Here is a 26,633-nt window from a genome sequence, read left to right on the forward strand (position 1 = left end):
TGGGGAGCTTTCCCCATAGACCATGACCCGCGGCCCAACGACGATTCCTCTCAGGCAATTCCTAATTAACTTGCACGGAGGTCCGACATGACGACACGTACTCTGCGACCCGCCCGTGGCTTCGTCGCCCTCGCCGGCGCCGCGGCCGCAGGAATCGCGTGGGCTCAGCTAAGTTTGGCGCCCCCGGCCCGCGCCGACGACCCGGTCGCCGACATCACCGCGGACCTGGCGCTGTTGTTCGATTCGGGGTCCTCCGACCTCACCGCGGGGGCCACCGATCTCGCCTATGGCGACTTCGCGACCGGGCTCGGGTTGACGTTGTTCGGAACCGACGACTATCTGGTGTCGTCGGGTCAGGTGCTGACCGTCGACGTCGTCGACGCCCTCACCGGACGGCTCACCGACGCCTCGTACGACCTGACCTGGCCCGATGTCGAATCGTTCACGCCGCCAGCCGATCTTGCCGAGACGTTCAGCGACCTCCAAGCCCTCGCTACTTTGGCGTCGCAGGAGTTCGCCGAGTCGGGAACTTATTTCGCCGACGGCGAGGTGGCGGAAGGCCTGCTTTTCGGTTTCAGCGCAATGGACCAACTGATCGGGGGCCCGCAAATCCTCGCCATCGGTCTGGCGGAGTCGTTGGTCACCGGACTGTGACGTCGCGCCAGAGCGCGACTCCTTCGACGATCTCGGGGGAGTGCCCGAACAGGTCGGTGAAGAAGGCGATCATCGGTTGCCAGTGCGGACCGGGTCCGACGATGACGTGGCGCACGTCCGCGGCTCTGAGGTCGTCGGCGATCTGCGCGCGGATGTCGCCGCGCGCCACCAGCCAGGCCCCGCGCTGTTGGATCACGAACATGGTGAAGGTGAGCTGCGATTGCGGCGGCCCGGAGTAGGTGCCACCGTTGGGCTGGGGCAGGTACGCGTAGGCCTCGGGCATCCGGAGGCCGTAGTCCGCCTCGGCCGCCCAGACCATCGGGGCAGCTTCGCCGCCGTTGACGAAATATGGTGCAACGAGCACTGTTTCGTCAGCGCCGATGTGATGGCTGGACCAGTTCGTGAAGAACGCCGGGGTGGTGAACGCCGCTCGGGGGAGCGGCGCGGGGATCAGTACAGCCAGTGACACGCCTACCGCCAGCATCCACAGCGCGGACGGCCGGACGGCGCGGCGAGTCACCCTCGCAATGACCAGCGCCACCACGACGGCGACCGCCAGCCAGACGAAGACGGTCAAGCGGCCCGGCAGAACATGTTCGAGCAGGGGTAGCTTTCCCAGTACCAGCCACGGAAGCGGCACGCGCACAGCGTCTTTGCCGAAATGTAGCCACGGTCCCAGCGACAGCACCAGCATCACCGCACCCGTGATGCTGGCAATCCGAATACGCGGATCACGCCAGAAGCGGATGGCCGCGACGACGAGCAGGACGATCAGCGGCACGCCGAGATAGGCCGTCGCCTCGTGGTAGAAACCGCTGAAGTGCTGCGATATTCGGATCGCCGCGCCCGGCGCGATGAGCTGGTAGGGCGTCGGGAGGACGAGATTCAGCGCATCGGTCGAGAAGGTCGTCGGGTCCTGAACCTGCGCGCTGACCCGCTGCGGTCCGAGGAACTGCACGGTGAGCGGCCAGGCCGCGAGCAGCAGGAAGGTCACGGCCGCGACCGCGAGGGTGGGCAGGAGCCGGGCCCGCATCGGCACCTGGTGCGCCGTCGCGATCGCGCCGAGGAGCACCACGCCCGCGACGACACTGGTGGCGAGCAGCTCCTCGCTGATCAAGAGCTGAGCGACGCCGAGGAGACCGAGGACCAGACCAAGCCGCCACGGTGGTTGCCGGCGCGTCACGACCAAGTCGTCGATGACGATCAGCAGCAGCGGCGGCACCCACGCCGTGGCGAGATTCAGATGTAAGGCTGCGTGCGAGACGACATAGGGCGAGAACGCATAGACCGCCCCGCCGACCATCGGGGCGACACCGTCACCGGTCCAGCGGCGAATCGCCAGCCAGGCGGTCCAGCCGCTGAGCGAAATGCCCAGTACAACAAGGGTATTGAATCCGAATATCGGGCCGCCGATCTTGGCGGGTAGCCAACCGAGAATCCCGAGCAGCGGCATCGACGGGCTCCACATCAGATTCACGCCGGACGGAGCGCCGATCTGGGTGGTGAAGAACGGGTTGAGCCCATGCGTGAGCGCGTGCGGGGTCCAGCCGAGATACCAGATCGCCTGCTCCTGATCGCAACAGTTGCCGGCCCAACCGGACGACGGGGCTTGCCAGGCGCGGGCGGTGACGGCCAGCGCCCCGAGCAGGTACCCGAGGAACGCCGCCACTGCCTGGCGGCGTCCAGACAGAATTGGCCCCGTCGGCACCCTAGTGGGTTTGCTTTTCCGGTAGCTGGGCGAACGGACGAAGCTGGCGGCGCGTCTGGTGATCGGGTGCCCCGGCCTCGCCGTCCGCATGGACACCGCGTGTGTAGTCGCCCTGCCACGGCGCCTTGTCGTCGGCGCCCGACGTCGTCGCCGCTTGGGCTTGACCAAGCTCCTGCCGCGACCGGATGAAGAATTCGTGCTGGCGGTGCAGATCGCCATCTGATTCGATCGGCCGGAATTCGGGTGTGAATTCTTCCAGTTCGCCGCGGCGTTGCGGAACGATCATGCAGATCGGCTCGTCAATCTCGAATCGGACCGGCATGTATTCGCGGGTGAACTTCCAATTGATGCTGAAAGCCGAACTGGTCCAGTCGGTTTCGACGATGCCCTCCAGCGGTGAAATGGCGTCTTTGGGATGATTCGCCGGTCCACGGACCAGCAGGTCATAGCCGGGGGGAGTGCGAAACACGATCGGCAGATGCCAGGTCAGAATGCCGTGACCGAAATTGCTGCCGGGAAGAAACTGACCGGGCCCTCTACGATCGGGCGCCACAGTCACGCCTGACTGGTCGTTGCCGCCCATCCAGGTCGCGGTGAACCCGGACGGGTTGCGCAGTTCCCAACCGCTCTGGTTGGCGATCAGCATCGGAAGGCAGCGATTGGCCCAACCTCGGCGCATCTCTGACATCCACGGACGATTGATCGCACCCGGGCTGAATGTCGGTGCGTGTTCACCGGTGACGAACCCGATCAGGGGCCTGCCCGACTCGTTTGGCTGGTCGCTCATCCGATCCTCGGTTGGCGGGGAGGTTCTCCTTGGCAACGCGGATGAGCGTACTGGAGGAACGCACCGGTGCGCCGGTCAGAACGCGCACAGGTCGTTTCGGCCAACCGCGCCCGCAAATGCTAGGCTGCCCGGCAGTCGACATCCTTTAACGATCCGTCCAGAGAGGCGGAGAAGGAGGTCAAGGTCTCGCATGGGTGCAGCGGGTGACGCCGCCACCGGCCGCGAATTGATGTCGGCGGCTGACGTGGGTCGTACTATTTCGCGCATTGCGCATCAGATCATCGAGAAGACCGCCCTTGACGGTGCCGACGCACCTCGGGTCGTGTTACTGGGAATCCCCACCCGCGGTGTGACTCTGGCCGATCGTCTGGCCGCCAACATCGCCGAATTCTCCGGCGCCGAGGTTCCGTCCGGGGCATTGGACATCACGCTGTATCGCGACGATCTGATGACCAAGCCCCCGCGGCCGCTGGAGAACACCTCGATCCCGGCTGGCGGCATCGACGACGCGCTGGTGATCCTGGTCGACGACGTGTTGTATTCCGGACGCTCGGTGCGCTCGGCGCTGGACGCGCTGCGCGACGTCGGCCGACCACGGGTGGTCCAGCTGGCAGTGCTCGTCGATCGCGGTCACCGACAGCTGCCGCTGCGCGCTGACTACGTCGGCAAGAACGTCCCCACGTCGCGCACCGAGAACGTGCGGGTGTTGCTGGCCGAGCAGGATGGCCGAGACGCCGTCGTCATCTCCCGGGAGGACGCGTCATGACCCGGCACCTGCTGGCCGCCGGCGACCTATCCCGCGACGAGGCCACCGCGATCCTCGACGACGCCGACCGCTTCGCGCAGGCACTCGTCGGCCGCGAGGTCCGCAAGCTGCCGACCCTGCGCGGGCGCACGATCATCACGATGTTCTACGAGAACTCGACCCGCACGCGGGTGTCGTTCGAAGTCGCGGGCAAGTGGATGAGCGCGGACGTGATCAACGTCAGCGCTGCCGGATCGTCGGTCGGCAAGGGCGAATCGTTGCGCGACACCGCGCTCACCCTGCGCGCTGCCGGCGCGGACGCGCTGATCATCCGACATTCGGCGTCCGGTGCCGCGCACCGGCTCGCCGACTGGACGGGATCGTCCGGCAGCGGTGCACCGGCCGGCCCGGCGGTGATCAACGCCGGCGACGGCATGCACGAGCACCCGACGCAGGCGCTGCTCGACGCGCTGACCATCAGGCAGCGACTCGGCGGCATCGAGGGACGCCGAATCGTCATCGTCGGCGACATCCTGCACAGCAGAGTCGCCCGGTCCAACGTCATGCTGCTGGCCACACTTGGGGCAGAGGTGGCGCTGGTGGCGCCGCCCACACTGCTACCCGTCGGCGTCGCGGACTGGCCGGTCACGGTGTCGCACGACCTCGACGCCGAGTTGCCGGCCGCCGACGCGGTGCTGATGCTGCGGGTCCAAGCCGAGCGGATGAACGGCGGCTTTTTCCCTTCCACGCGTGAGTATTCGGTGCGCTACGGGCTGTCGGACCGCCGTCAGGCAATGCTTCCGGGTAACGCGATCGTGCTGCACCCCGGCCCGATGCTGCGCGGCATGGAGATTTCTTCGTCGGTGGCCGACTCAACGCAATCAGCTGTGCTGCAACAGGTTTCGAATGGTGTCCACGTCCGGATGGCGGTGCTGTTCCATCTGCTGGTGGGCACTGGATCGGCCGTCAAGGAGGTGATGGCGTGACCGTGTTGCTGCGTGGAGTGCGGCTCTACGGCGAAGGGGACCAGGTCGATGTCCTGGCCGCCGACGGCCAGATCGCCGAGATCGGCGCCAAGCTGGCGGTGCCCGACGATGCCGAGGTGATCGACGCCACCGGCCAGGTGCTGCTGCCGGGGTTCGTCGACTTGCACACCCATCTGCGCGAGCCGGGACGCGAATATGCCGAGAACATCGAAACCGGTTCGGCCGCAGCCGCGCTCGGTGGGTATACCGCGGTGTTCGCGATGGCCAACACCAAGCCGGTTGCCGACAGCCCGGTGGTCACCGACCACGTGTGGCATCGCGGGCAGCAGGTCGGTCTGGTCGATGTGCATCCCGTGGGCGCCGTCACGGTCGGGTTGGCCGGTAAAGAGCTCACCGAGATGGGCATGATGGCCGCCGGAGCTGCCCAGGTGCGGATGTTCTCCGACGATGGCAAGTGCGTCGACGACCCGCTGATCATGCGCCGAGCGCTGGAATACGCCACCGGGCTGGGGGTGCTGATCGCTCAGCACGCCGAGGAGCCGCGGCTGACCGTCGGCGCCGTCGCGCACGAGGGCCCGACCGCCGCCAGGCTAGGACTGTCCGGTTGGCCGCGTGCCGCCGAGGAGTCGATCGTGGCCCGTGACGCGCTGCTGGCGCGCGACGCGGGTGCCCGGGTGCACATCTGCCACGCCTCGACCGCCGGAACCGTCGAGCTGATCAAGTGGGCTAAGTCGCAGGGCATTTCGATCACCGCCGAGGTGACGCCGCACCACCTGCTGCTCGACGACAGTCGACTGGCCAGCTACGACGGCGTGAACCGGGTCAACCCGCCGCTGCGGGAGGCTGCCGATGCGGCCGCGCTGCGACAGGCGCTGGCCGAGGGAGTGATCGACTGTGTGGCCACCGATCACGCGCCGCACGCCGAGCACGAGAAATGCGTCGAATTCGCCGCGGCGCTGCCCGGGATGCTTGGGCTGCAGACGGCGTTGTCGGCGGTGGTGCAGGCGATGGTCGTGCCCGGTCTGCTCACCTGGCGCGGCGTCGCGCGCGTGATGAGCGAAAACCCGGCCCGCATCGTCGGTCTGCCCGACCAGGGCCGTCCGCTGGAAATCGGCGAGCCGGCCAACCTGACCGTCGTGGACCCGGACGCCACCTGGACCGTCGCCGGCGCCGACTTCGCCAGCCGGTCGGCCAACACCCCTTACGAGACGATGACGCTGCCCGCCACCGTCACGGCAACTCTGTTGCGCGGCAAGGTGACCGCGCGCGACGGAAAGAGCCCCGCATGAACTCAGAAACGCTGGTCGCGTCGCTGATCATGGCTGGGGTGCTGGCCCTGCTGATCGCGTTCATCATCCAGCTGATGCTCCGCGGCTGGCGCAAGCGCGCCGAACGCCAAGCCGAGTTGATCGGCACGCTGCCCGACATTCCCACCCAGGTCGGCCCCGCGGCGATCACCACGCCCGGCATCTACGTGGGCTGCACCATGGCGCCGGCCTGGAGCCAGCGGATCACGGTCGGCGACCTGGGCTACCGCAGCAAGGCGGTGCTGACCCGCCACCCCGAAGGCATCCTCGTCCAACGCGTTGGGGCACAACCGATCTGGATCCCCAATGACTCGATCTCTGGCATCAGGACCGAGCACGTGATCGCCGGGAAGGTCGCCGCGCGCGACGGAATCCTGGCGATCCGGTGGAAGCTGCCGTCGGGAGTCAAGATCGACACCGGATTTCGCGCCGACAATCGCGGTGAATACAAGGGGTGGCTGCAAAGCTGGCCGGAAGGAGTCGCGCTGTGAAGGCGATGCTGGTTCTCGACGACGGCCGGACGTTCACCGGTACGGCTTTCGGCGCGATCGGTCAAACATTGGGCGAGGCAGTCTTTTCCACCGGGATGTCGGGGTACCAGGAGACGCTGACCGATCCCAGCTATCACAAGCAGATTGTGGTGGCGACCGCTCCGCAGATCGGCAACACCGGCTGGAACGCTGAAGACGGCGAAAGCCGGGGGGACAAGATCTGGGTCGCCGGGTACGCGGTCCGCGATCCGTCGCCGCGAGTGTCCAACTGGCGCGCCACCGGAACGCTGGAAGACGAGTTGATTCGCCAGCAGATCGTCGGGATTGCCGGCATCGACACCCGCGCGGTGGTGCGGCATCTCCGCAGCCGCGGCTCGATGAAGGCCGGCGTGTTCTCCGGCGACGCGCTGGCCTCACCCGAGGAACTCACCGCGCGGGTACGCAATCAGCAGCCCATGCTGGGCGCCGACCTGGCCGGCCAGGTCAGCACCCAGGAGGCCTACGTGGTGGAACCGGAAGGCCCGCACCGCTTCACCGTCGCCGCGATCGACCTCGGCATCAAGACCAACACGCCGCGCAACTTCGCCAGCCGCGGGGTGCGTACGCGGGTGTTGCCCTCGTCGGTGACCTTCGAGCAGATCGCCGACCTCAAGCCGGATGGAGTGTTCCTTTCCAACGGCCCAGGCGACCCGGCGACTGCCGACCATATCGTCGCAGTGACCCGCGAGGTGCTCGGCGCCGGAATCCCGTTGTTCGGCATCTGTTTCGGCAACCAGATCCTGGGACGGGCGCTCGGCCTGTCGACCTACAAGATGGTCTTCGGACATCGCGGCATCAACATCCCGGTGATGGATCACGCGACGGGGCGGGTGGCGGTCACCGCTCAGAACCACGGGTTCGCGCTCGAGGGTGAAGCCGGCCAGCGCTTCGACACCCCGTTCGGCACCGCAGTGGTCAGCCATACCTGCGCCAACGACGGTGTCGTGGAAGGCGTGAAACTGGCCGACGGACGGGCGTTTTCAGTGCAGTATCACCCGGAAGCCGCCGCGGGACCCCATGATGCGGCGTATCTGTTCGACCAATTCGTCGACGTGATGGGCGGTCAGTGATGGTGAGCGATGCACCCTCACATTCCATTACCGCGAGCGTGCGTGTCGGTACGTCGACACGCCGTGACCGTCGTACAACTGTGCACGCTCGCCGCACGTCGGAGGAGGACAAGTAATGCCGCGGCGGACTGATCTCAAGCACGTCCTGGTCATCGGTTCCGGACCGATCGTCATCGGGCAGGCGGCCGAATTCGACTACTCCGGAACGCAGGCCTGTCGGGTGCTGCGCGCCGAGGGGCTGCAGGTGAGCTTGATCAACTCGAACCCGGCCACGATCATGACCGATCCCGAGTACGCCGATCACACCTATGTCGAGCCGATCACCCCGGCGTTCGTCGAGCGGGTCATAGCCCAGCAAGCCGAGCGCGGCAACAAGATCGACGCCTTACTGGCCACACTCGGCGGTCAGACAGCGCTCAACACCGCCGTCGCCCTGCACGAAAGTGGTGCGTTGGAACGTTACGGCGTCGAACTGATCGGTGCTGACATCGACGCGATCCAGCGCGGCGAGGACCGGCAGCGGTTCAAGGACATCGTCGCCAAGGTGGGTGGCGAATCCGCCCGCAGCCGAGTCTGTTTCACGATGGACGAGGTGCGTGAAACCGTCGGCGAACTAGGGCTGCCGGTGGTGGTCCGGCCATCATTCACGATGGGCGGTCTGGGTTCCGGGCTGGCCCACACCGCCGACGAAGTCGACCGGATGGCGGGTGCCGGGCTGGCCGCGTCGCCCAGCGCCAACGTGCTGATCGAGGAATCGATCTACGGCTGGAAGGAATTCGAGCTCGAGCTGATGCGCGACGGCAAGGACAACGTCGTGGTCGTGTGCTCGATCGAGAACGTCGACCCGATGGGCGTGCACACCGGCGATTCGGTGACCGTCGCCCCGGCGATGACGCTCACCGACCGCGAATACCAGCGGATGCGTGACCTCGGGATCGACATCCTGCGCGAGGTGGGTGTCGCTACCGGTGGCTGCAACATCCAGTTCGCGGTCGACCCGCGCGACGGTCGGCTGATCGTCATCGAGATGAACCCCCGGGTCTCGCGGTCGAGCGCCTTGGCCTCCAAGGCCACCGGGTTCCCGATCGCCAAGATCGCCGCCAAACTGGCCGTCGGCTACACCCTCGACGAGATCCTCAACGACATCACCAAGGAGACCCCGGCGTGCTTCGAGCCCACGCTCGACTACGTCGTGGTCAAGGCGCCGCGATTCGCGTTCGAGAAGTTCCCGGGCGCCGACCCGACCCTGACGACCACCATGAAGTCTGTCGGTGAAGCAATGTCGTTGGGCCGCAATTTCATCGAGGCGCTCGGCAAGGTGATGCGGTCGCTGGAGACCAAGCGCACCGGTTTTTGGACCGGCAGCGACGACGGCGGTAGCGCCGAGGATGCACTCGAGCGCCTGCGCACTCCCACCGACGGCCGGCTCTACGACGTCGAACTGGCGCTGCGTCTCGGTGCATCGGTGGACAAGGCGGCCGACGCCTCGGGAATCGACCCCTGGTTCGTCGCGCAGATCGCCGAATTGCTGACGCTGCGCGAGGAGGTAGCCGGCGCACCCGTCCTGGATGGCGAGCTGCTGCGCCGCTGCAAGCACAGCGGTCTGTCGGACCGCCAGATCGCCTCGCTGCGGCCAGAACTGGCAGGCGAGGACGGGGTGCGCTCGCTGCGGCGGCGGCTGGGCATTCACCCGGTGTACAAGACTGTCGACACCTGCGCCGCGGAATTCGAGGCCAGAACGCCGTATCACTACAGCAGTTACGAGCTCGACCCCGCTGCCGAGAGTGAGGTGGCGCCGCAGACGGCCAAGCCCAAGGTGCTGATTCTTGGCTCGGGACCCAATCGGATCGGCCAGGGCATCGAATTCGACTACAGCTGCGTCCACGCGGCGACGACGTTGTCGCAGGCCGGTTTCGAGACGGTGATGGTCAACTGCAACCCGGAGACGGTGTCCACCGACTACGACACCGCCGACCGGCTCTATTTCGAGCCGCTGACATTCGAAGACGTCCTGGAGGTGTTTCACGCCGAGCAGCTCTCCGGTGCCGGCGGTCCCGGCGTCGTCGGTGTCATCGTCCAACTCGGCGGTCAGACGCCGCTCGGCCTGGCACAGCGGCTCGCCGACGAAGGGGTGCCGATCGTCGGCACTCCGCCAGAGGCCATCGACCTCGCCGAAGACCGCGGCGCGTTCGGCGACCTGCTGACGGCGGCCGGATTGCCCGCGCCGCGCTACGGCATGGCCACTACGTTCGCGCAGGCTCGGCGGATCGCCTCCGACATCGGTTATCCGGTGCTGGTCCGGCCCTCGTACGTGCTGGGCGGTCGCGGCATGGAAATCGTCTACGACGACGAGACGTTGCAGGGCTACATCGAGCGCGCCACCGAACTCTCACCCGAGCACCCGGTGCTGGTGGACCGCTTCCTCGAAGACGCCATCGAGATCGACGTCGACGCTCTCTGCGACGGCGACGAGGTCTACATCGGCGGCATCATGGAGCACATCGAAGAGGCCGGTATCCACTCCGGCGATTCGGCTTGTGCGCTGCCCCCGGTCACGTTGGGCCGCAGCGACATCGAGCAGGTTCGCAAAGCGACCGAGGCGATCGCGCACGGCATCGGCGTGGTCGGTTTGCTCAACGTCCAATACGCCCTCAAGGACGATGTGCTCTACGTGCTGGAAGCCAACCCGCGGGCCAGCCGTACCGTGCCGTTCGTCTCCAAGGCCACCGCGATACCGCTGGCCAAGGCGTGTGCCCGCATCATGTTGGGCGCCAGCATCTCCCAGCTTCGCGAAGAAGGGCTGTTGGCGCCCACCGGTGACGGCGGCAATGCGGCACCAAACGCGCCGATCGCGGTCAAGGAGGCCGTCCTGCCGTTCCACCGGTTCCGTCGCGCCGACGGTTCGGGTGTCGATTCACTGCTCGGCCCGGAGATGAAGTCGACGGGCGAGGTGATGGGCATCGACCGCGATTTCGGCAGCGCGTTCGCCAAAAGCCAGACCGCGGCCTACGGTTCGTTACCGGTCTCCGGCACGATCTTCGTCTCGGTGGCCAACCGGGACAAGCGCTCGCTGGTGTTCCCGGTGAAGCGGCTGGCGGATCTGGGGTTCCGGGTACTGGCCACCGAGGGTACCGCGGAGATGTTGCGCCGCAACGGTATTCCGTGCGACGAAGTCCGCAAGCACTTCGAAGAGGCCCAGCCCGGTCGCCCGGCGATGTCGGCGGTCGACGCGATCCGTGCGGGCGAGGTCGACATGGTGTTCAACACCCCCTACGGCAACTCGGGTCCGCGCATCGACGGCTACGAGATCCGCTCGGCCGCAGTGGGAGTCAACATTCCGTGCGTGACAACCGTGCAGGGAGTGTCGGCCGCCGTGCAGGGCATCGAGGCCGGGATCCGCGGCGACATCGGCGTCCGCTCGCTGCAGGAGTTGCACAGCACGCTGAACGACGGCGGCCACTGAACATGGGCGGGTTCGGCGCCCGGCTGGCTGACGCGATCTCCCGTCGCGGCCCGCTGTGTCTGGGCATCGACCCGCATCCCGAGTTGCTGCGGGCGTGGGAACTGCCGGTCAGTCCCGCGGGGCTGGCGGCGTTCTGCGACATCTGCGTACAGGCGTACGCCGATTTCGCCGTCGTCAAGCCTCAGGTCGCATTCTTCGAGGCTTACGGCGCGGCCGGGTACGCGGTGCTGGAGCGCACGATGGCCGGCCTGCGCGAGGCCGGAGTGCTGGTGCTGGCCGACGCCAAACGCGGTGACATCGGATCGACGATGGCGGCCTATGCGGCCGCCTGGACGGGCGAATCGCCGCTTGCCGCCGACGCCGTCACCGCGTCGCCCTACCTCGGTTTCGGCTCGCTGCAACCGCTGCTGGACAGCGCCGCGGCACATGGTCGCGGAGTGTTCGTGCTGGCCGCGACGTCCAACCCGGAGGGCGCCAGCGTGCAGCGCGCCCTATCCGACGGCCGTCCGGTCGCCCAATTGATCGTCGACGAGGCTGCGGCAGCCAACCGGACGATGGGCGCAGGCACGGTGGGGGTCGTCGTGGGCGCCACGTTGACGGAGGTGCCGCATGTCGGCGAACTCGCCGGGCCGGTACTTGTCCCCGGGGTCGGCTTCCAAGGCGGGCGGCCCGACGCGCTCAGGGGCCTCGGTGGAGCCGTTTCCGGTCAGTTGCTGCCCGCGGTCTCCCGCGAGGTATTGCGGGCCGGACCGGACGTCGCAGCGGTGCGCGCTGCGGCGCAGCGCATGCGTGACGAGGTTGCCTACCTGGCCGAGTGAGCGTGCGGGGGACCAGGAACGACACGGCGTCGTCCACCTCCCGGGCGGTCGTGTCGGCTGCCGCGACACGCGCGACACGCCGCGGTATTCCGCCGCGGACCAGATTCGGCTTTTTGACCGGTGTCAAAGGGATCGGGCGACGGGATTGCCGGCGACGGGCAGCTATTGCCCGCTGCGACAAAATGCCAGGTAGAGCCAATTTTGCTCCGCGAAAGCGATTGCTCGCGGCATGTTCATCCACAGCCGTCGATCGGCGCACCGGACGGCCGGAACGCGGCCTATTCGGCGCCATAAGCTGCGCCTTTGTAGCTTCAAGCAGGGGGGCGGGTTAGATTTCGTCAGGAGGCGTGGGTACGGTCGTCACCGCTGGCTGGACTACCTGGCCGAGACAAATAAAGATCGAAATCTGTTGCTGATCGATACGGAGGAATCGTGGCCCTTCCCCAGTTGACCGACGAGCAGCGCGCGGCAGCGTTGGAGAAGGCTGCCGCCGCACGCCGAGCCCGAGCCGAGCTCAAAGACCGGCTGAAGCGTGGCGGCACCAATCTCAAGCAGGTGCTGAAGGACGCCGAGACCGACGAGGTCTTGGGCAAGATGAAGGTTTCCGCGTTGCTGGAGGCGTTGCCGAAGGTGGGCAAGGTCAAGGCGCAAGAGATCATGACCGAGCTGGAGATCGCCCCGACGCGCCGCCTGCGCGGCCTCGGCGACCGTCAGCGCAAGGCTCTGCTGGAAAAGTTCGACTTTTCCTGACCCAACGACCTGAGCGTCGTTGAGCATCGACGGGGGACCGGACGGCATGGCACGCGTGATCGTGCTGTCCGGTCCGTCCGCGGTGGGTAAGTCAACCGTCGTCCGCTGCCTGCGGGAGCGGATCCCGGATTTACATTTCAGTGTCTCCGCGACCACCCGGGCGCCTCGGCCCGGCGAGGTCGACGGAATCGACTATCACTTCGTCTCGGCCAACCGATTCCAGCAGCTGATCGATGACGGGTCGCTGCTCGAGTGGGCCGAAATTCACGGTGGCCTACACCGTTCCGGCACCCTGGCCGGCCCGGTTCGCGACGCCGTCGCCGCCGGACACCCGGTGCTCATCGAGGTCGACCTGGCTGGGGCTCGTGCCGTGAAGCGAGCCATGCCGGAGGTGTTGACGGTCTTCCTGGCCCCCCCGAGTTGGGAGGCGTTGGAAGCCCGGCTGATCGGCCGGGGGACCGAAACACGCGACGTCATCGAGCGACGCCTTGCCACCGCGCGCATCGAATTGGCCGCCCAAGAGGACTTCGACGAGGTCGTCGTCAATCGCCAATTGGAAACCGCGTGCTCAGAATTGGTATCATTGCTGGTCGGAAGTTCGCCCGAAACGGCGTGACGTTCAATCCAGACTCGAAATTTCGATTTAGCCGCATATCGTGCCATAGGCCGCCAGGAGAAAATTTACGTGAGCAGTTCGCAGACCGACACCTCGTTAGCCGCCGTCCCGGACCAGTTCGACCCGTCCGCAGGTGGTATCGGCGCCTACGACACGCCGCTGGGCATCACCAACCCGCCCATCGACGAATTGCTTGCGCGGGTGTCAAGCAAGTACGCCTTGGTGATTTACGCCGCCAAGCGCGCCCGACAGATCAACGACTACTACAACCAGCTGGGTGAGGGCATCCTCGAGTACGTGGGCCCACTGGTCGAGCCGGGTCTGCAGGAGAAGCCGCTGTCGATCGCGATGCGCGAGATCCACGGCGACCTGCTCGAGCACACCGAAGGCGAGTAGCGCAATCGAGGCGGGCCGGCTGTGAGCCACGTGGGCGAGAAGCGGACCGACCGCAAGCGGATCGTCGTCGGCGTGGCCGGCGGCATCGCCGCCTACAAAGCCGCAACCGTCGTCCGTCAACTCACCGAGGCCGGCCACCAGGTCCGCGTCATCCCCACCGAATCCGCGTTGCGGTTCGTCGGGGCCGCGACCTTCGAGGCACTGTCCGGCCAACCCGTCCAGACCGGGGTCTTCGACAATGTGCCGCAGGTGCCCCACGTCGCCATCGGTCAGGCCGCCGACCTTGTCGTCGTCGCGCCGGCCACCGCGGACCTCCTGGCGCGTGCCACCCATGGCCGCGCCGACGACCTGCTGACCGCGACGCTGCTGACCGCTCGATGTCCGGTGCTGTTCGCACCGGCGATGCACACCGAGATGTGGTTGCACCCCGCGACCGCCGACAACGTCGCCACCCTGCGCCGCCGCGGCGCGGTAGTGCTCGAACCAGCATCCGGACGGTTGACCGGTGAGGACAGTGGCGCTGGTCGCTTGCCCGAGGCCGAAGAGATCGTCACGTTCGCCCAGTTGCTGCTGGAACGCCACGACGCGCTTCCGTTCGACCTGGCCGGTGTCAAGTTGCTGGTTACCGCCGGCGGCACCCGCGAGCCCATCGACCCGGTCCGCTTCATCGGCAACCGCAGCTCCGGCAAACAGGGCTACGCGCTGGCGCGGGTGGCCGCGCAGCGCGGGGCCGAGGTCACCCTGATCGCAGGACACACCGCCGGTCTGATCGACCCGGCCGGCGTCGAGGTCGTGCACGTGAGCACGGCCCAGCAGTTGCGCGATGCGGTCTCCAAGCACGCGCCCGACGTCCACGTGCTGGCGATGGCGGCGGCCGTCGCCGACTTCCGGCCCACCCACGTCTCGACCGCCAAGATTAAAAAGAGCGCCGCCGACGAGTCGGCACCCCAAATCGACTTGGTCCGCAACGACGACGTCCTGGCCGAGGCGGTGCAGTCGCGCGCCGCCGGCCAGCTACCGAACATGCGCGCCATCGTCGGATTCGCCGCCGAAACCGGCGACGCCAATGGTGACGTGCTGTTTCACGCGCGAGCCAAGCTGCGTCGCAAGGGATGTGACCTACTGGTCGTCAACGCCGTCGGCGAGGGGAAAGCCTTCGAGGTGGACCACAACGACGGCTGGCTGCTGGCCGCTGACGGCACGGAGTCGGCGCTGCAACCCGGCTCGAAGACTTTGATGGCCAGCCGTATCGTGGACGCGATCGTCACCTTCCTGAGGCGGGGCACCTAGCGTCTCTGGCCCCGCGGACCGGCCGGTAACATATACCAGCCTGGCGATATAATTTGCCTAACTAACAAATTTGATGTGCTTCGAAAGGGAGAGAGTGTGAGCGGAAAGGGTCGTTTGTTCACCAGTGAGTCGGTGACCGAGGGGCATCCAGACAAGATCTGTGACGCGATTAGCGACTCGGTGCTCGACGCGCTGCTGGCGGGAGACCCGCGCTCACGTGTCGCCGTCGAGACGGCGGTTACCACCGGCCAGGTCCATGTCATCGGCGAGGTCACCACGAACGCCAAGGAGGCGTTCGCCGACATCCCCAACATCGTCCGGCAGCGGATCCTCGACATTGGCTACGACTCGTCCGAGAAGGGTTTCGACGGCGAGACTGCCGGCGTGAACATCGGCATCGGCCGCCAGTCGCCCGACATCGCGCAGGGCGTCGACACCGCGCACGAGACGCGCGTCGAGGGTGCCGCCGACCCCCTGGACTCGCAGGGCGCCGGCGACCAGGGCCTGATGTTCGGTTACGCGATTGCCGACACCCCGGAGTTGATGCCGCTGCCGATCGCACTGGCGCACCGGCTGGCGCGGCGACTGACCGAGGTCCGTAAGAACGGCACGCTGGACTACCTGCGCCCGGACGGCAAGACCCAGGTCACCATCGAGTACGAGGACAATGTTCCGACCCGGTTGGACACCGTCGTGATCTCGACCCAGCATGCCGACGGCATCGACCTGGTGAAGACGCTGGACCCCGATCTGCAAAAGCACGTCATCAAGACCGTGCTCGCCGACCTTGCGCACGAGACGCTGGACACCTCGTCGACCCGTGTGCTGATCAACCCGACCGGCAAGTTCGTCATCGGCGGCCCCCAGGGTGACGCCGGCCTGACCGGCCGCAAGATCATCGTGGACACCTACGGCGGCTGGGCCCGCCACGGTGGTGGCGCCTTCTCCGGCAAGGACCCGTCGAAGGTGGACCGCTCGGCCGCCTACGCGATGCGCTGGGTGGCCAAGAACATCGTCGCCGCCGGCTTGGCCGAGCGGGTCGAGGTGCAGGTCGCGTACGCGATCGGCAAGGCGGCCCCCGTCGGGCTGTTCATCGAGACCTTCGGCACCGCGACCGTCGACCCGGTCAAAATCGAGAAGATCGTCCCCGAGGTGTTCGACCTGCGACCTGGTGCCATCGTCCGCGACTTGGATCTGCTGCGCCCGATCTACGCGCCCACCGCCGCGTACGGCCACTTCGGCCGCACCGACATCGAGCTGCCGTGGGAGCAGACCAACAAAGTCGAGGAGCTACAGCGCGCCGTGTAACTCGCATCAGAAAGCCCCCGCCACGCGGGGGCTTTCTGTGTTTCCAGTGGCTCTAGTGTGCGGCGGGCCGCACCCACGACGGCGCCTGTCAGGCCGTGAAGCGGTAGTCGTCGAGGTCGAAACGTCTGCTGCGCCAATAGACTTCGAACGTATGCGCGGGCCGCAGTGCCACGTCGCCGTTCTTGTCGAAGTAGTAGCTGTTGGCCGCCTGGCAGCTTGGTTGCCAGAAGACCTGCTTGTCGCGGCGGCGCAACTGCTCGGCGAAATAGCGGGCATTGGCTTCCTCGCTGATCTCGACGCGACGGGCGCCGCGCTGCTGCGCCCGTTTCATGCACCGCACCATGTGATGCGTCTGCGCTTCGATCAAAGCGAAATACGACGACCCGACATATCCGTACGGGCCCATCGTGGAGAAGAAGTTCGGGAAGCCGGGGATCGCCGTGCCCTCGTAGGCCTGCGCCCTGTTCTCTTCCCAGAACTCCTGCAGTGACCGCCCGCCGCTGCCGGTGACCGAGAAGGTCGGCGTGCTGTCGGCTTCGAACACGTGGAAACCGGTGGCCAGCACCAACACATCGATCTCGTGGTTGGTGCCGTCGGTGGTAGCCACCGCCGACGGTGTGACCTTGTCGATGGGCTGCGTAACCAAACGAACATTGTCGCGGTTGTAGGTAGACAGGTAGCTGTTGTGAAACCCCGGACGTTTGCAGCCGATCGCGTAATTAGGCGTAAGTTGTTGGCGCACAAGGGGATCCCTCACCTTGAGCCGAAGGTACGCGCGACCGAGGGATTCCATCCACCGGGCCAACGGATAGACGGTGAAGTACTGGGCCGGCAGCGGGAAGGTCACCTCGACGTAAGTCTGGGTGATCAGCCGCTGCAGGGTCTTGGCGCCGGGCAGGCGGAGTGCCCAATGCGCAGGAGTGGGCAACGGCACGTCGAACTTCGGGAAGCACCAGATCGGGGTGCGCTGAAAAACGGTGAGCTGCTCGACGATCGGCGCGATCTGCGGGATCAGCTGTACCGCCGAGGCGCCGGTGCCGATCACCGCGACCCGTTTGCCACGCAAATCGAGGTTGTGGTCCCAGCGGGCGGTGTGCACTATCTCCCCGGCGAAGGAGTCGACGCCGTCGATGTCCGGCGGCTTCGGCACGGTGAGCACACCGCTGCCGTTGTAGACGAACCGCGCCGTCACTTCCCCGCCGGGGTTCAACTGCACGCGCCACAACGAGCGCTCGTCGTCGAACTCGGCGGACACCACTGTGGTGCCGAATCGGATTTTGGGCCGAAGGCCGTATTTGTCGGCGCAATGTTCGGCGTAGGCCTTCAGTTCGCCGCCATGCGCATAGGTGCGCGACCAGTCCGGCCGCTGCTCGAACGAGAATTGGTAGGACGCCGACGGGATGTCGACGGCGATGCCGGGATAGGTATTCCAATACCAGGTCCCGCCGACCTCGTCGCCGGCCTCGACGATGAGGTAGTCACCGAAGCCTTCGCGGTCGAGCTTGATCCCAGCGCCGATGCCGGAGAATCCCGCGCCGACGATCAGGCAGTGGTAGTCGGGCCGGTCACTGGTCACCGGTACCTCCATCGCTACAGGCGGTCAGTCGATACCGACGGTACCGCGTATCTAGTGCAGTGCCCTCTTCAGGGCGGCCAGACCGCGTTCGGTTGCCTCCGCGGCGGCCGGGATGATCAACGCAAAGCTGACGTAACCGTGCACCAGCGTGCCCTCGTTGCTCAGCTCGGCGGGCACGCCCGCGTCGTTGAGCAGCTTGGCGTAGAGGGCGGCGTCGTCGCGGAGCGGATCGTGCTCGGCGCTGCCGATGAACGCCGGCGGCAGGCCGGAGAGGTCGGCCGCGTTGCAGGGCGCGAGCGTCGCCGGAAGGGCTTTCGGGTCGCTGATGTCCGTACCGGGGATGTACCAGTGCAGGAAGGCGTCGATGACGTCGCGGTCCAGGATCGGCGCGTCGGCGTTCTCGGTGAACGACGGCAGCGACAAGTCGGCGGTGATCGTGGGGTACCACAGCAACTGGAAGACGAGTGCCGGGCCACCCTCGTCGCGAGCGCGCTGGGCGACCACTGCGGCCAGGTTGCCGCCCGCTGAGTCACCGGCGACCGCGATTCGATCGGGGTCGCCTCCCAGCTCGGCGGCGTGCTCGGCGACCCACTGCAGCGCGGCCCAGCAGTCGTCGAGCCCAGCCGGAAACGGGTGTTCGGGCGCGAGCCGGTAGTCGACCGAGACCACGATGGCGTCGGCGCCGACGGCGTGGGCGCGAGCGACCGGGTCGTGGGTATCCAGGTCGCCGAGCGCAAAGCCTCCGCCGTGATAGAACACGACGATCGGCAGTTTGCCGTGCTCTTCAACCGACGAACCCGGCGGCCAGTAGATGCGCACCGGCACGTCACCCTGGCCGACCGTGCGGTCTTCGATTCGCAGATCCGGCAGCATCTCCGGCGGCGCCTTCAGCTGCCGCAGCCGGGCGCGGGCGACTTCGACGCCGTCAGAGGCCTTGAAGGTCATCGGAAACGCGTCGACCAACGCCTTCAGCGTCGGGTCGATCTGCGGTCGGGTGATGATCGGGTCCGTCATGGACTCACCGTACGTGGAGCGCCTTGCGCAGGGCGGCCAACCCGCGATCCATCGCCTCGGTGGCGGCGGGTACCACTCCGGCATAGCCGAGGTAGCCGTGCACCATCGACGTCGCATTGTGCACCTCGACCGGAACGCCGGCGGCGGCCAGCAACTCGCCGTAGCGGGCTCCGTCGTCGCGCAGGGGATCGTGGCCGGCGACGGCGATGTAGGCGGCGGGGAGGTCGGCCAGGTTGGCGGCCCGGCCCGGCGCCATGCCGACCGGGGGATTGAACAGGTCAATCTCGCCCGCGTAGTAGCGGCTGAACGCGGCGACCGCGGCGCTGTCCAGCACCGCCGCGTCAGCGTTCTCACGGAAGGACGGCAGCGACGAGTCCCACAGTGTCGCCGGATACCACAACAGCTGGAACGCAATTGGGGGGCCGCCCTCGTCCCGCGACCGCTGCGCGATGACGGCAGAAATGTTGCCGCCCGCCGAATCTCCGGCCACCGCAAGCCGACTTGTGTCGGCGCCGAGCTCGTCGCCGTGCCCGGCCACCCATTGCGTTGCGGCCCAGGCATCGTCGATCGCGGCGGGGTAGGGATGCTCGGGCGCCAACCGGTAGTCCACCGACACCACGACGGCCTCGGCGCCGACGGCGTGCTGACGGGCCGTGCCGTCGTGGGTGTCCAAGTCGCCTACGACGAAGCCACCACCGTGGAAGAACATCACCACCGGGGGTGCGGCGTCATCGGTTGGCGGCCAGTAGATCCGGATGTTGATCGGCCCGGCCGGCCCGTCGATGGCGCGATCCTCCACCCGCAATTCTGGGTAGAAGCTGCGCCGCGGCAGGTCCCGCAGCGCCGCCCTGGCCGCCGCGACACCGTCGTCCGCGGATAACCGGAACGGGACCGCGTCCAGTACCTTCTGCAGGATGGGATCGATGGCGGAACCAGGGTCGTCGACGCTAGGCATGCAGACACCGTACGCACCGCGGGTCATGCTGGGCGCCTGGGTCGCCGGCGGCTGGGCGGGCTTGGCCTACGGCGTGTTCCTGACCATCGTGGCGTTGAGGCTGCCGCCGGGTGCCGAACTGACGGGGGTCTGGGGCCCCCAGCCCGCGTTCAAGGCATCGATGGCGCTGTTGTTGGCGCTGGCGGCGGCGGCGCATCCGGATGTCCGCGAACGGCGCTGGCTGATGCCGGCGTTGCTGCTCTCCGCCGTCGGAGACGCGCTGTTGGCCGTCCCGTGGTGGGCGCCGTCATTTGTGTTCGGGCTGGCCGCATTCCTGTTGGCGCACTTGTGTTTCCTGGGGGCGCTGGTGCCAATCGCCCGGCGGTCCGGCCGGCCGCGTGGGCGCTGGCTCCCCGTCGCGCTGATCTGGGCGCTGTGCGTGACCCTGCTGACCTGGTTCTGGCCCCGGTTGGACCGCGAGGGCATGACGGTTCCGGTGACCGTCTACATGGCAGTGCTGGCGGCGATGGTGTCAGCAGCTCTGCTGGCGGAGCTGCCCACGCGGTGGACGGCGGTGGGTGCGGTGTGCTTCGCGTGGTCGGACGCGATGATCGGTGTCAGCCGGTTCGTGCTGGACAGTGAGACGCTGGCGGTGCCGATTTGGTGGACATACGCGGCGGCACAGGTGTTGATCACCGCCGGCTTCTTCTTCGGCCGGATGTCGACGGCGTCTGCTACACCAGCGGAGTGACCACCCGGACCCGGCAGGCCGCCGCATTCGAGCCGATTGCTCGCGTGTTGCCGATGTTGTCGGTGCCGCATCTGGATCGTGAGTTCGACTATCTGGTGTCCGAGGAGCAATCCGACGACGCGCAACCCGGTGTGCGGGTGCGACTTCGCTTTCACGGTCGCCTCGTCGACGGGTTCATCCTGGAGCGCCGCACCAACACCGATCATGTCGGCAAGCTGGCGTGGCTTGAGCGTGTGGTCTCGGCCGAGGCGGTGCTCACCCCGGAGATCCGTCGATTGGTCGACGCGGTTGCGGCCCGCTACGCCGGTACCCGCGCCGACGTGTTGCGGCTTGCGGTGCCACCCCGGCATGCCAAGGTGGAGGCCGAAATACCAACGGCGACAGCATCTTTGGTTATCAACGAAGTCGACCGGGCCCGGTGGGAAGTCTATGGCAGCGGGGGCCAGTTCCTGACGGCGTTGGCCGAGGCCCGCGCCGCACGCGCGGTGTGGCAGGCGCTGCCGGGCGAGTCGTGGGCCGACCGTTTCGCCGAGGCTGCCGCGCAGACCGTGCGGACCGGCCGGGGGGTGTTGGCGATCGTCCCGGACCAGCGCGATGTGGACGCCATGTGGCTGGCGGCGACGGCGTTGCTCGACGACGCCTTGGTGGTCGCCCTGTCGGCGGGCCTGGGTCCGTCCGCACGCTACCGGCGCTGGCTGGCGGCGCTGCGAGGCAGTGCGCGACTTGTCATCGGCACCCGCAGCGCGGTTTTCGCGCCGGTGCACGACCTCGGCTTGGTGATGGTCTGGGACGACGGAGACGACACGTTGGCCGAGCCGCGGGCCCCGTACCCGCATGCGCGCGAGGTGGCGATGCTTCGCGCCCACCAAACACGTTGTGCCGCAGTAATCGGCGGGTACGCCCGCACCGCGGAGTCGCAGGCGCTGGTGCGCAGCGGGTGGGCGCACGACGTCGTCGCGGCGCGGCCGGTGGTGCGCGCACGGGCCCCCCGAGTGGTGGCCCTCGACGACGGGGGGTACGCGGACGAGCGCGACCCGGCGGCGCGCACGGCCAGGTTGCCCTCGGTCGCGCTGCGCGCGGCCCGGTCGGCGCTGCAGGCCGGCGCACCGGTGCTGGTGCAGGTGCCGCGGCGCGGCTACATCCCCGCACTGGCGTGTGCGCGGTGCCGGACGATCGCCCGCTGCCGGCATTGCACCGGCCCACTGTCGCTTGACGATCGGGCGGGGACGGCGCCGGTCTGCCGCTGGTGCGGCCGCGCCGACGCCGCCCTGCGGTGCAGCGCCTGCGGGTCCGAGGCAGTGCGCGCGGTCGTGGTGGGCGCCCGGCGCACCGCCGAGGAGCTGGGTCGCGCGTTCGCGGGCACGACGGTGATCACGTCGGCGGGTGAGGCGGTGGTGTCGCAGGTCGACGCTCGACCGGCGCTGGTAGTGGCTACGCCCGGCGCTGAACCTCGCGCGGCGAGCGGTTACGGGGCGGCGCTGCTGCTGGACAGCTGGGCGCTGCTGGGCCGGCAGGATCTGCGCGCGGCCGAAGACACGCTGCGGCGGTGGATGGCCGCCGCGGCGTTGGTTCGGTCCCGCGAGGAAGGCGGGGTGGTGGCCGTGGTGGCCGAGGCGTCGGTGCCGACCGTGCAGGCGCTGATCCGCTGGGATCCGGTCGGCCATGCCGACGCGGAGCTGGCCGCCCGCGCCGAGGTTGCGCTGCCGCCCTGTGCGCACATGGCTGCGCTGGACGGTGCCGGTGCGGCGGTAGCGGCGCTGCTCGACGAGATCCGGTTGCCGGATACCGCCGAAGTGCTCGGCCCGGCGCCGTTGCCGCCGGGCGTGCGCCGACCACCCGGCGTGGCTGCCGACGAGCCGGTGAGCCGAATGTTGTTGCGGGTCAAGCGCAGTCAGGGTTTGGCGCTGGCGGGGGAGTTGCGGCGGGGAGTCGCGGTGGTCAGCGCCCGTCAAACCAGCGAGCCGGTCCGGGTGCAGATCGACCCGCTGCACATCGGCTAGGCGCAGAGTGTGTCGGCGTGAAATCCTGCGTTCTCCGTGCGACGATGCGAATGCTGGCCGCGCGCCAATGACGCCAACCGGTCTTGTTTCCCGTGTCGAGGGAGGTCAGAGATGGCAACGACGGCAAATACCGCGCGCATTGGGCGCTGCCTCGTCTTCGTAGGCGAACACCTGAAGCAAGCCCGCGCGGCCGGCGACGAGGTCCGGGCTATGCAATGGCACGCGGTCATGGACCAGTACATCGACGCGTGGCCACGGTCGGCGTGATCATCGACCCCGTCCACTGCACCGAGCTCGGCTGTGCCTGTCCAGGCAATCGGTGGTGGACGGGCTGGATCGGGTCTCGCGAAATCCACATCGTCCCGCTCGACGATGTGCAGCCACATCATGTCGAGGAATGCGCCTGCGATCCAGAGATCACGCTGCACGTCGCAGGGGACGGATTCGCGTCGTGGCGGGTGACCCACGATAGCTTCGATCGCCGCGAACTGATGGAATAGCCCCCGCACGCGGAGACATATTCTGCCGCTTCGCCTTCCAGCGCCGCGCGGAATCTCGAGGTCGGCCCCGTCAGCGTGCAGTGGCCGCGAAACGAAACATCGGCACAATCCCGTAGATCGTGGCCGGCGAACACGGCCCTTTAGGCTGGGTCCGGACAGCGCCGATCGATCGACAGGAGCCAGTGCAATGAAGCGGACAGCCATCGCCGGGGCAGCCGTCGCAATACTCGCGACGTCGATCGGGCTGGCGGGGTGCGGCACGCAGCCCAGCGAAAAGAACGCGCCGACCAACACGTCCGCCTCGGCGAGCGCCAAGCCGCAACCGAAGGTGGCGCCCCGCATCACCGCAAACGGCCCGAACCCGACCATCGCCGGCTACTTCAACGACGCGCACATCAACGCCACCCCGGTGCATCGGGGCGATCCGGGCGCACCCACGATCAACTTCCCGATCCCGAACGGCTGGGCTGACGCCGGACCGGACACGCCGCCGACCGCGTACTGGGCCGTCGTCGACAACGGCCCGGAGGCCGCCAAGTACACACCCAGCATCGTGGCGACGCTGTCCAAGCTCGAGGGCGACGTCGACCCACAGAAGCTGATCGAACTCGCCGCCGGTTCGACCAAGAACCTGCCCGGTTTCAAAGCCCACGGTGACGGCACCGAGGACAACCTCGGTGGCTTCCCAGCCTTCCAGATCGGCGGCACGTGGACGCAGGACGGCACGGTGAAGGCCGTTGCGGACAAGGTCGTGGTCATCAACGGCAAGGACGACGTGATCTACCTGCTGGAGCTCAACGCCGACGCCCTGCCCGACCAGGTCGAGAAGGCGATGCCGGCGACCGTCACCATCGACGAGAAGACCACCATCACCCCGTGAGTGACGCCCGGCCGCGCATGGTCAGGGCGGTATCGGGGTACGCCAAGGTGTCGTTTGACCTACGTCACCGAGGACGGTCGCCATGCCTCTTAACGTCACTCGTAAGTTGATCGAGTCGCATCTGGAATCCGGCGAGATGACGCCGGGTGAGGAAATCGCCATCCGCATCGATCAGACGCTGACCCAGGATGCGACGGGCACGCTGGTGATGCAGGAACTCGAGGCGCTGGGACTTGACCGTGCGCGCACCGAGGTGAGCGTGCAGTACGTGGACCATAACCTGTTGCAGACCGACGAAAAGAACGCCGAGGACCACGAATATTTGCGCACCGCCGCGCAGCGGTTCGGTCTGTGGTTCTCCAAACCGGGCAACGGCGTCTCGCATCCGACACACATGCAGAGGTTCGGAATTCCCGGCAAAACGATGGTCGGATCGGATTCGCACACCCCGGCAGCCGGTTCGCTCGGCATGCTGGCGATCGGTGTCGGCGGCTTGGAGGTCGCACTGGCGATCAGCGGCCGTCCGCTCCACATCCGGATGCCGGAAGTATGGGGCGTCAAGCTCGAAGGCGAACTGCCGCAGTGGTGTTCGGCCAAAGATGTGATCCTGGAAATGTTGCGTCGTCACGATGTCAAGGGCGGGGTCAACCGGATTATCGAGTATTACGGCCCGGGCCTGGCGAAGCTGTCGGCGATGGATCGCCACGTCATCGCGAATATGGGTGCCGAACTCGGCGCCACCACAACGGTTTTCCCGAGTGACGAGGTGGTACGCGAATTCCTGCGCGCCGAGGACCGTGAGGACGACTGGGTGGAGTTGCTCGCCGACAAGGATGCGGAGTACGACATCGACGAAGAGATCGACCTGTCCCAGATCGAGCCGTTGATCGCCAAGCCGTCGTCGCCGGGCAACGTGGTGCCGGTGCGCGAGGTGGCCGGCGAAGAGATCGCACAGGCAGTGGTCGGATCGAGCGCCAACCCCGGCCTGCGTGATTTCGCGATCGTCGCGGCGATGGTCGCCGGCCGGCAGACATCGCCGAGCGTCAGTCTCGACGTGAACCCGACGTCGCGCGAGATCCTGACCGATCTGACGAAGATGGGCGCCACAACGGATTTGGTGATCAGCGGCGCCCGCATTCATCAGGCGGGATGCATGGGTTGCATCGGCATGGGTCAGGCGCCGGCGACTGGTCGGAACTCGCTGCGGACGATGCCGCGCAACTTTCCCGGTCGCTCCGGCACCAAGGAGGATTCGGTGTGGCTGTGCTCACCGGAGACCGCCGCCGCATCGGCGTTGACGGGGGTGATCACCGATCCGCGCGACTGGGCGCATGACAACGGCGTCGACTACCCGAACCTGGACCTGCCGCGCCAGTCCGCGGTGAACACCGCGATGCTGGTGCCGCCGTTGGAGGAAGCCGAGGCGAAGAAGGTCGAACCGGTCAAGGGGCCCAACGTCTCCAGCCTGCCCGACCTTCCGCCGTTACCCAACGAGATCGAGGCGCCGGTGCTGCTCAAGGTCGGCGACAACATCTCCACCGACGAGATCTCGCCGGCGGGCGCCCGGGCGCTTCCCTACCGGTCGAACATTCCCAAGCTCGCGGAATTCAGCTTCACCCAGATCGACGAGTCGTATCCCGAACGGGCGAGGGAAGCAGAAGAGACCGGCCACATCATCGTGGGCGGCGACAACTATGGGCAAGGCTCGTCGCGGGAGCACGCGGCAATCGCACCGCGGCACCTCGGGCTGTCGGTCGTGATCGCCAAGTCGTTCGCGCGTATCCACTGGCAGAACCTCGCCAATTTCGGGGTACTGGCACTCGAGTTCGAGAATCCCGACGACTACGACGACATCGAGCAGGACGACACACTGCGCATCAAGGGCATCCGCGACACACTCGCCGAGACAGACACCTTGCAGGTCGACAACGTCGCCAAGGATACGTCTTTTACTGTGCGCCATCGGCTTTCACCGCGGCAAGTCAAGGATGTCTTGGCCGGTGGGCTCATCCCGCGCCTTGCCGAGGGAGAGCAGTAGCTAGGGCTTGTCCGATTTGGTCAGCTCGTTCGCCCACACCGACCGGGCGCCCGAGTCGCCGATGCGGACCACCTGGACGACGGACGCCGACCCGACGACGATCGTGATGAGGGCGACCACGATGCCGAGACCCCGTCCCGGCGAGGACGCGCGAACCTCACGACGGTGAAGCGCGGCCAGTAAGACAGCAACCGCGAGTAACGCAATCGAGAAATAGATCATCTCGCCGCCGCGATCGGCATGGACATTCAAAATGTCGCGGTGATGGCGTTCACGGTCGTAGAGCCAACCGCCGGCATTCGCGGTGACCGGTGTCAGCACGGCCGTCACGGCAGCCAGGGCAAGAACCAGCCACACCAGGTGCCGGCGGGCGGCGCGCCGCAGCGCGCACAGGATCTCCAGCAGCGCGGTCAGCGGAGCCAGCACCACCAGAGCGTGTACCAGGAGCACATGCGCGGGCAGTCCCGCGATCGTGGTCAATGTCATTGCGCGCTCCCTAGCTCGTCAGTCGG

25 protein-coding genes are annotated in these 26,633 nt (G+C 67.3%); 19 read left to right on the forward strand and 6 right to left on the reverse strand.

The features are described from left to right. Positions 1–87 precede the first annotated feature (87 nt). On the forward strand, positions 88–654 hold the full coding sequence (locus MKK62_RS20410) for a hypothetical protein (protein WP_240258131.1): 567 nt from the start codon (positions 88–90) through the stop codon (positions 652–654). Here MKK62_RS20410 and MKK62_RS20415 read toward each other — a convergent pair. Beyond that, positions 641–2,362: a DUF6311 domain-containing protein gene (locus MKK62_RS20415; protein ID WP_240258130.1), complete on the reverse strand. Its 1,722-nt coding sequence runs from the start codon at positions 2,360–2,362 to the stop codon at positions 641–643. The two genes, MKK62_RS20410 and MKK62_RS20415, sit on opposite strands and share 14 nt — an antisense overlap. A 1-nt stretch (position 2,363) precedes the next feature. Continuing rightward, positions 2,364–3,149 (reverse strand): DUF6065 family protein, encoded by a 786-nt coding sequence (locus MKK62_RS20420; protein WP_240258129.1) that lies wholly within the window; start codon positions 3,147–3,149, stop codon positions 2,364–2,366. Between the two features lie 190 nt (positions 3,150–3,339). Between MKK62_RS20420 and pyrR the strand changes: the two genes are divergently transcribed. The 12 genes from pyrR to metK all read left to right on the forward strand — a co-directional run bounded on the left by pyrR (position 3,340) and on the right by metK (position 16,428). Continuing rightward, positions 3,340–3,915: a bifunctional pyr operon transcriptional regulator/uracil phosphoribosyltransferase PyrR gene (gene pyrR / locus MKK62_RS20425; protein ID WP_240258128.1), complete on the forward strand. Its 576-nt coding sequence runs from the start codon at positions 3,340–3,342 to the stop codon at positions 3,913–3,915. Beyond that, a complete protein-coding gene (locus MKK62_RS20430) occupies positions 3,912–4,880 on the forward strand; it encodes an aspartate carbamoyltransferase catalytic subunit (RefSeq protein WP_240258127.1) in 969 nt (322 codons plus the stop codon). The genes pyrR and MKK62_RS20430 overlap by 4 nt, the downstream gene beginning before the upstream one ends. Beyond that, complete coding sequence (locus MKK62_RS20435; RefSeq protein ID WP_240258126.1) at positions 4,877–6,169, forward strand: dihydroorotase; 1,293 nt, start codon at positions 4,877–4,879, stop codon at positions 6,167–6,169. The genes MKK62_RS20430 and MKK62_RS20435 overlap by 4 nt, the downstream gene beginning before the upstream one ends. Next, positions 6,166–6,678, forward strand: coding sequence for a PH-like domain-containing protein (locus tag MKK62_RS20440; RefSeq protein ID WP_240258125.1), 513 nt, complete (start codon positions 6,166–6,168; stop codon positions 6,676–6,678). Before MKK62_RS20435 ends, MKK62_RS20440 begins: the two co-directional genes overlap by 4 nt. A gap of 5 nt (positions 6,679–6,683) precedes the next feature. Then, positions 6,684–7,787, forward strand: coding sequence for a glutamine-hydrolyzing carbamoyl-phosphate synthase small subunit (gene carA, locus MKK62_RS20445; RefSeq protein ID WP_240264032.1), 1,104 nt, complete (start codon positions 6,684–6,686; stop codon positions 7,785–7,787). 115 nt (positions 7,788–7,902) lie between these two features. Continuing rightward, complete coding sequence (gene carB, locus MKK62_RS20450) at positions 7,903–11,250, forward strand: carbamoyl-phosphate synthase large subunit (RefSeq protein WP_240258124.1); 3,348 nt, start codon at positions 7,903–7,905, stop codon at positions 11,248–11,250. A 2-nt stretch (positions 11,251–11,252) separates the two neighbouring features. After that, positions 11,253–12,068 carry an orotidine-5'-phosphate decarboxylase gene (pyrF, locus tag MKK62_RS20455; protein ID WP_240258123.1) on the forward strand — a complete coding sequence of 272 codons (816 nt, stop codon included), beginning with the start codon at positions 11,253–11,255 and terminating at the stop codon, positions 12,066–12,068. A 432-nt stretch (positions 12,069–12,500) separates the two neighbouring features. Beyond that, positions 12,501–12,818 carry an integration host factor, actinobacterial type gene (gene mihF, locus MKK62_RS20460; RefSeq protein WP_003932123.1) on the forward strand — a complete coding sequence of 106 codons (318 nt, stop codon included), beginning with the start codon at positions 12,501–12,503 and terminating at the stop codon, positions 12,816–12,818. A 46-nt stretch (positions 12,819–12,864) separates the two neighbouring features. Continuing rightward, positions 12,865–13,434, forward strand: a complete 570-nt coding sequence (gene gmk, locus MKK62_RS20465; RefSeq protein ID WP_350355732.1) for a guanylate kinase — start codon at positions 12,865–12,867, stop codon at positions 13,432–13,434. A gap of 69 nt (positions 13,435–13,503) precedes the next feature. Next, a complete protein-coding gene (rpoZ, locus tag MKK62_RS20470; protein ID WP_240258122.1) occupies positions 13,504–13,830 on the forward strand; it encodes a DNA-directed RNA polymerase subunit omega in 327 nt (108 codons plus the stop codon). Between the two features lie 30 nt (positions 13,831–13,860). Further along, positions 13,861–15,120 (forward strand): bifunctional phosphopantothenoylcysteine decarboxylase/phosphopantothenate--cysteine ligase CoaBC, encoded by a 1,260-nt coding sequence (gene coaBC / locus MKK62_RS20475; protein WP_240264031.1) that lies wholly within the window; start codon positions 13,861–13,863, stop codon positions 15,118–15,120. A 96-nt stretch (positions 15,121–15,216) separates the two neighbouring features. Further along, complete coding sequence (gene metK, locus MKK62_RS20480; RefSeq protein ID WP_240258121.1) at positions 15,217–16,428, forward strand: methionine adenosyltransferase; 1,212 nt, start codon at positions 15,217–15,219, stop codon at positions 16,426–16,428. Between the two features lie 88 nt (positions 16,429–16,516). Here metK and MKK62_RS20485 read toward each other — a convergent pair whose 3' ends face one another. The 3 genes from MKK62_RS20485 to MKK62_RS20495 are packed head-to-tail and all read right to left on the reverse strand — an operon-like array spanning position 16,517 to position 19,973. Further along, on the reverse strand, positions 16,517–18,004 hold the full coding sequence (locus MKK62_RS20485) for a flavin-containing monooxygenase (protein WP_240258120.1): 1,488 nt from the start codon (positions 18,002–18,004) through the stop codon (positions 16,517–16,519). Between the two features lie 51 nt (positions 18,005–18,055). Continuing rightward, on the reverse strand, positions 18,056–19,018 hold the full coding sequence (locus tag MKK62_RS20490) for an alpha/beta hydrolase (RefSeq protein WP_240258119.1): 963 nt from the start codon (positions 19,016–19,018) through the stop codon (positions 18,056–18,058). A gap of 4 nt (positions 19,019–19,022) precedes the next feature. Then, positions 19,023–19,973: an alpha/beta hydrolase gene (locus MKK62_RS20495; protein WP_240258118.1), complete on the reverse strand. Its 951-nt coding sequence runs from the start codon at positions 19,971–19,973 to the stop codon at positions 19,023–19,025. Between MKK62_RS20495 and MKK62_RS20500 the strand changes: the two genes are divergently transcribed. The 6 genes from MKK62_RS20500 (at position 19,972) to MKK62_RS20525 (ending at position 26,121) form a co-directional block, all read left to right on the forward strand. Beyond that, positions 19,972–20,703 (forward strand): lysoplasmalogenase, encoded by a 732-nt coding sequence (locus MKK62_RS20500; protein ID WP_240264030.1) that lies wholly within the window; start codon positions 19,972–19,974, stop codon positions 20,701–20,703. The genes MKK62_RS20495 and MKK62_RS20500 overlap by 2 nt on opposite strands. Positions 20,704–20,756: 53 nt before the next feature. Further along, positions 20,757–22,703 carry a primosomal protein N' gene (locus MKK62_RS20505; RefSeq protein WP_240264029.1) on the forward strand — a complete coding sequence of 649 codons (1,947 nt, stop codon included), beginning with the start codon at positions 20,757–20,759 and terminating at the stop codon, positions 22,701–22,703. A 111-nt stretch (positions 22,704–22,814) separates the two neighbouring features. Continuing rightward, the gene (locus tag MKK62_RS20510; RefSeq protein WP_240258117.1) at positions 22,815–22,970 is read left to right on the forward strand and encodes a hypothetical protein; all 156 of its coding nucleotides are present in this window, start codon (positions 22,815–22,817) and stop codon (positions 22,968–22,970) included. Next, a complete protein-coding gene (locus MKK62_RS20515; protein ID WP_240258116.1) occupies positions 22,952–23,203 on the forward strand; it encodes a hypothetical protein in 252 nt (83 codons plus the stop codon). The genes MKK62_RS20510 and MKK62_RS20515 overlap by 19 nt, the downstream gene beginning before the upstream one ends. A 187-nt stretch (positions 23,204–23,390) precedes the next feature. Continuing rightward, a complete protein-coding gene (gene lpqN, locus MKK62_RS20520) occupies positions 23,391–24,083 on the forward strand; it encodes an envelope biogenesis lipoprotein LpqN (protein ID WP_240258115.1) in 693 nt (230 codons plus the stop codon). 82 nt (positions 24,084–24,165) lie between these two features. Further along, a complete protein-coding gene (locus tag MKK62_RS20525; protein WP_240258114.1) occupies positions 24,166–26,121 on the forward strand; it encodes an aconitate hydratase in 1,956 nt (651 codons plus the stop codon). On the opposite strand, the gene MKK62_RS20530 is transcribed toward MKK62_RS20525, so the two are convergent. Continuing rightward, on the reverse strand, positions 26,122–26,607 hold the full coding sequence (locus MKK62_RS20530; protein ID WP_350355733.1) for a DUF2231 domain-containing protein: 486 nt from the start codon (positions 26,605–26,607) through the stop codon (positions 26,122–26,124). Positions 26,608–26,633 lie beyond the last annotated feature (26 nt).

The sequence above is a fragment of the Mycobacterium paraterrae genome, assembly GCF_022430545.2.
Lineage (GTDB): Bacteria > Actinomycetota > Actinomycetes > Mycobacteriales > Mycobacteriaceae > Mycobacterium > Mycobacterium paraterrae.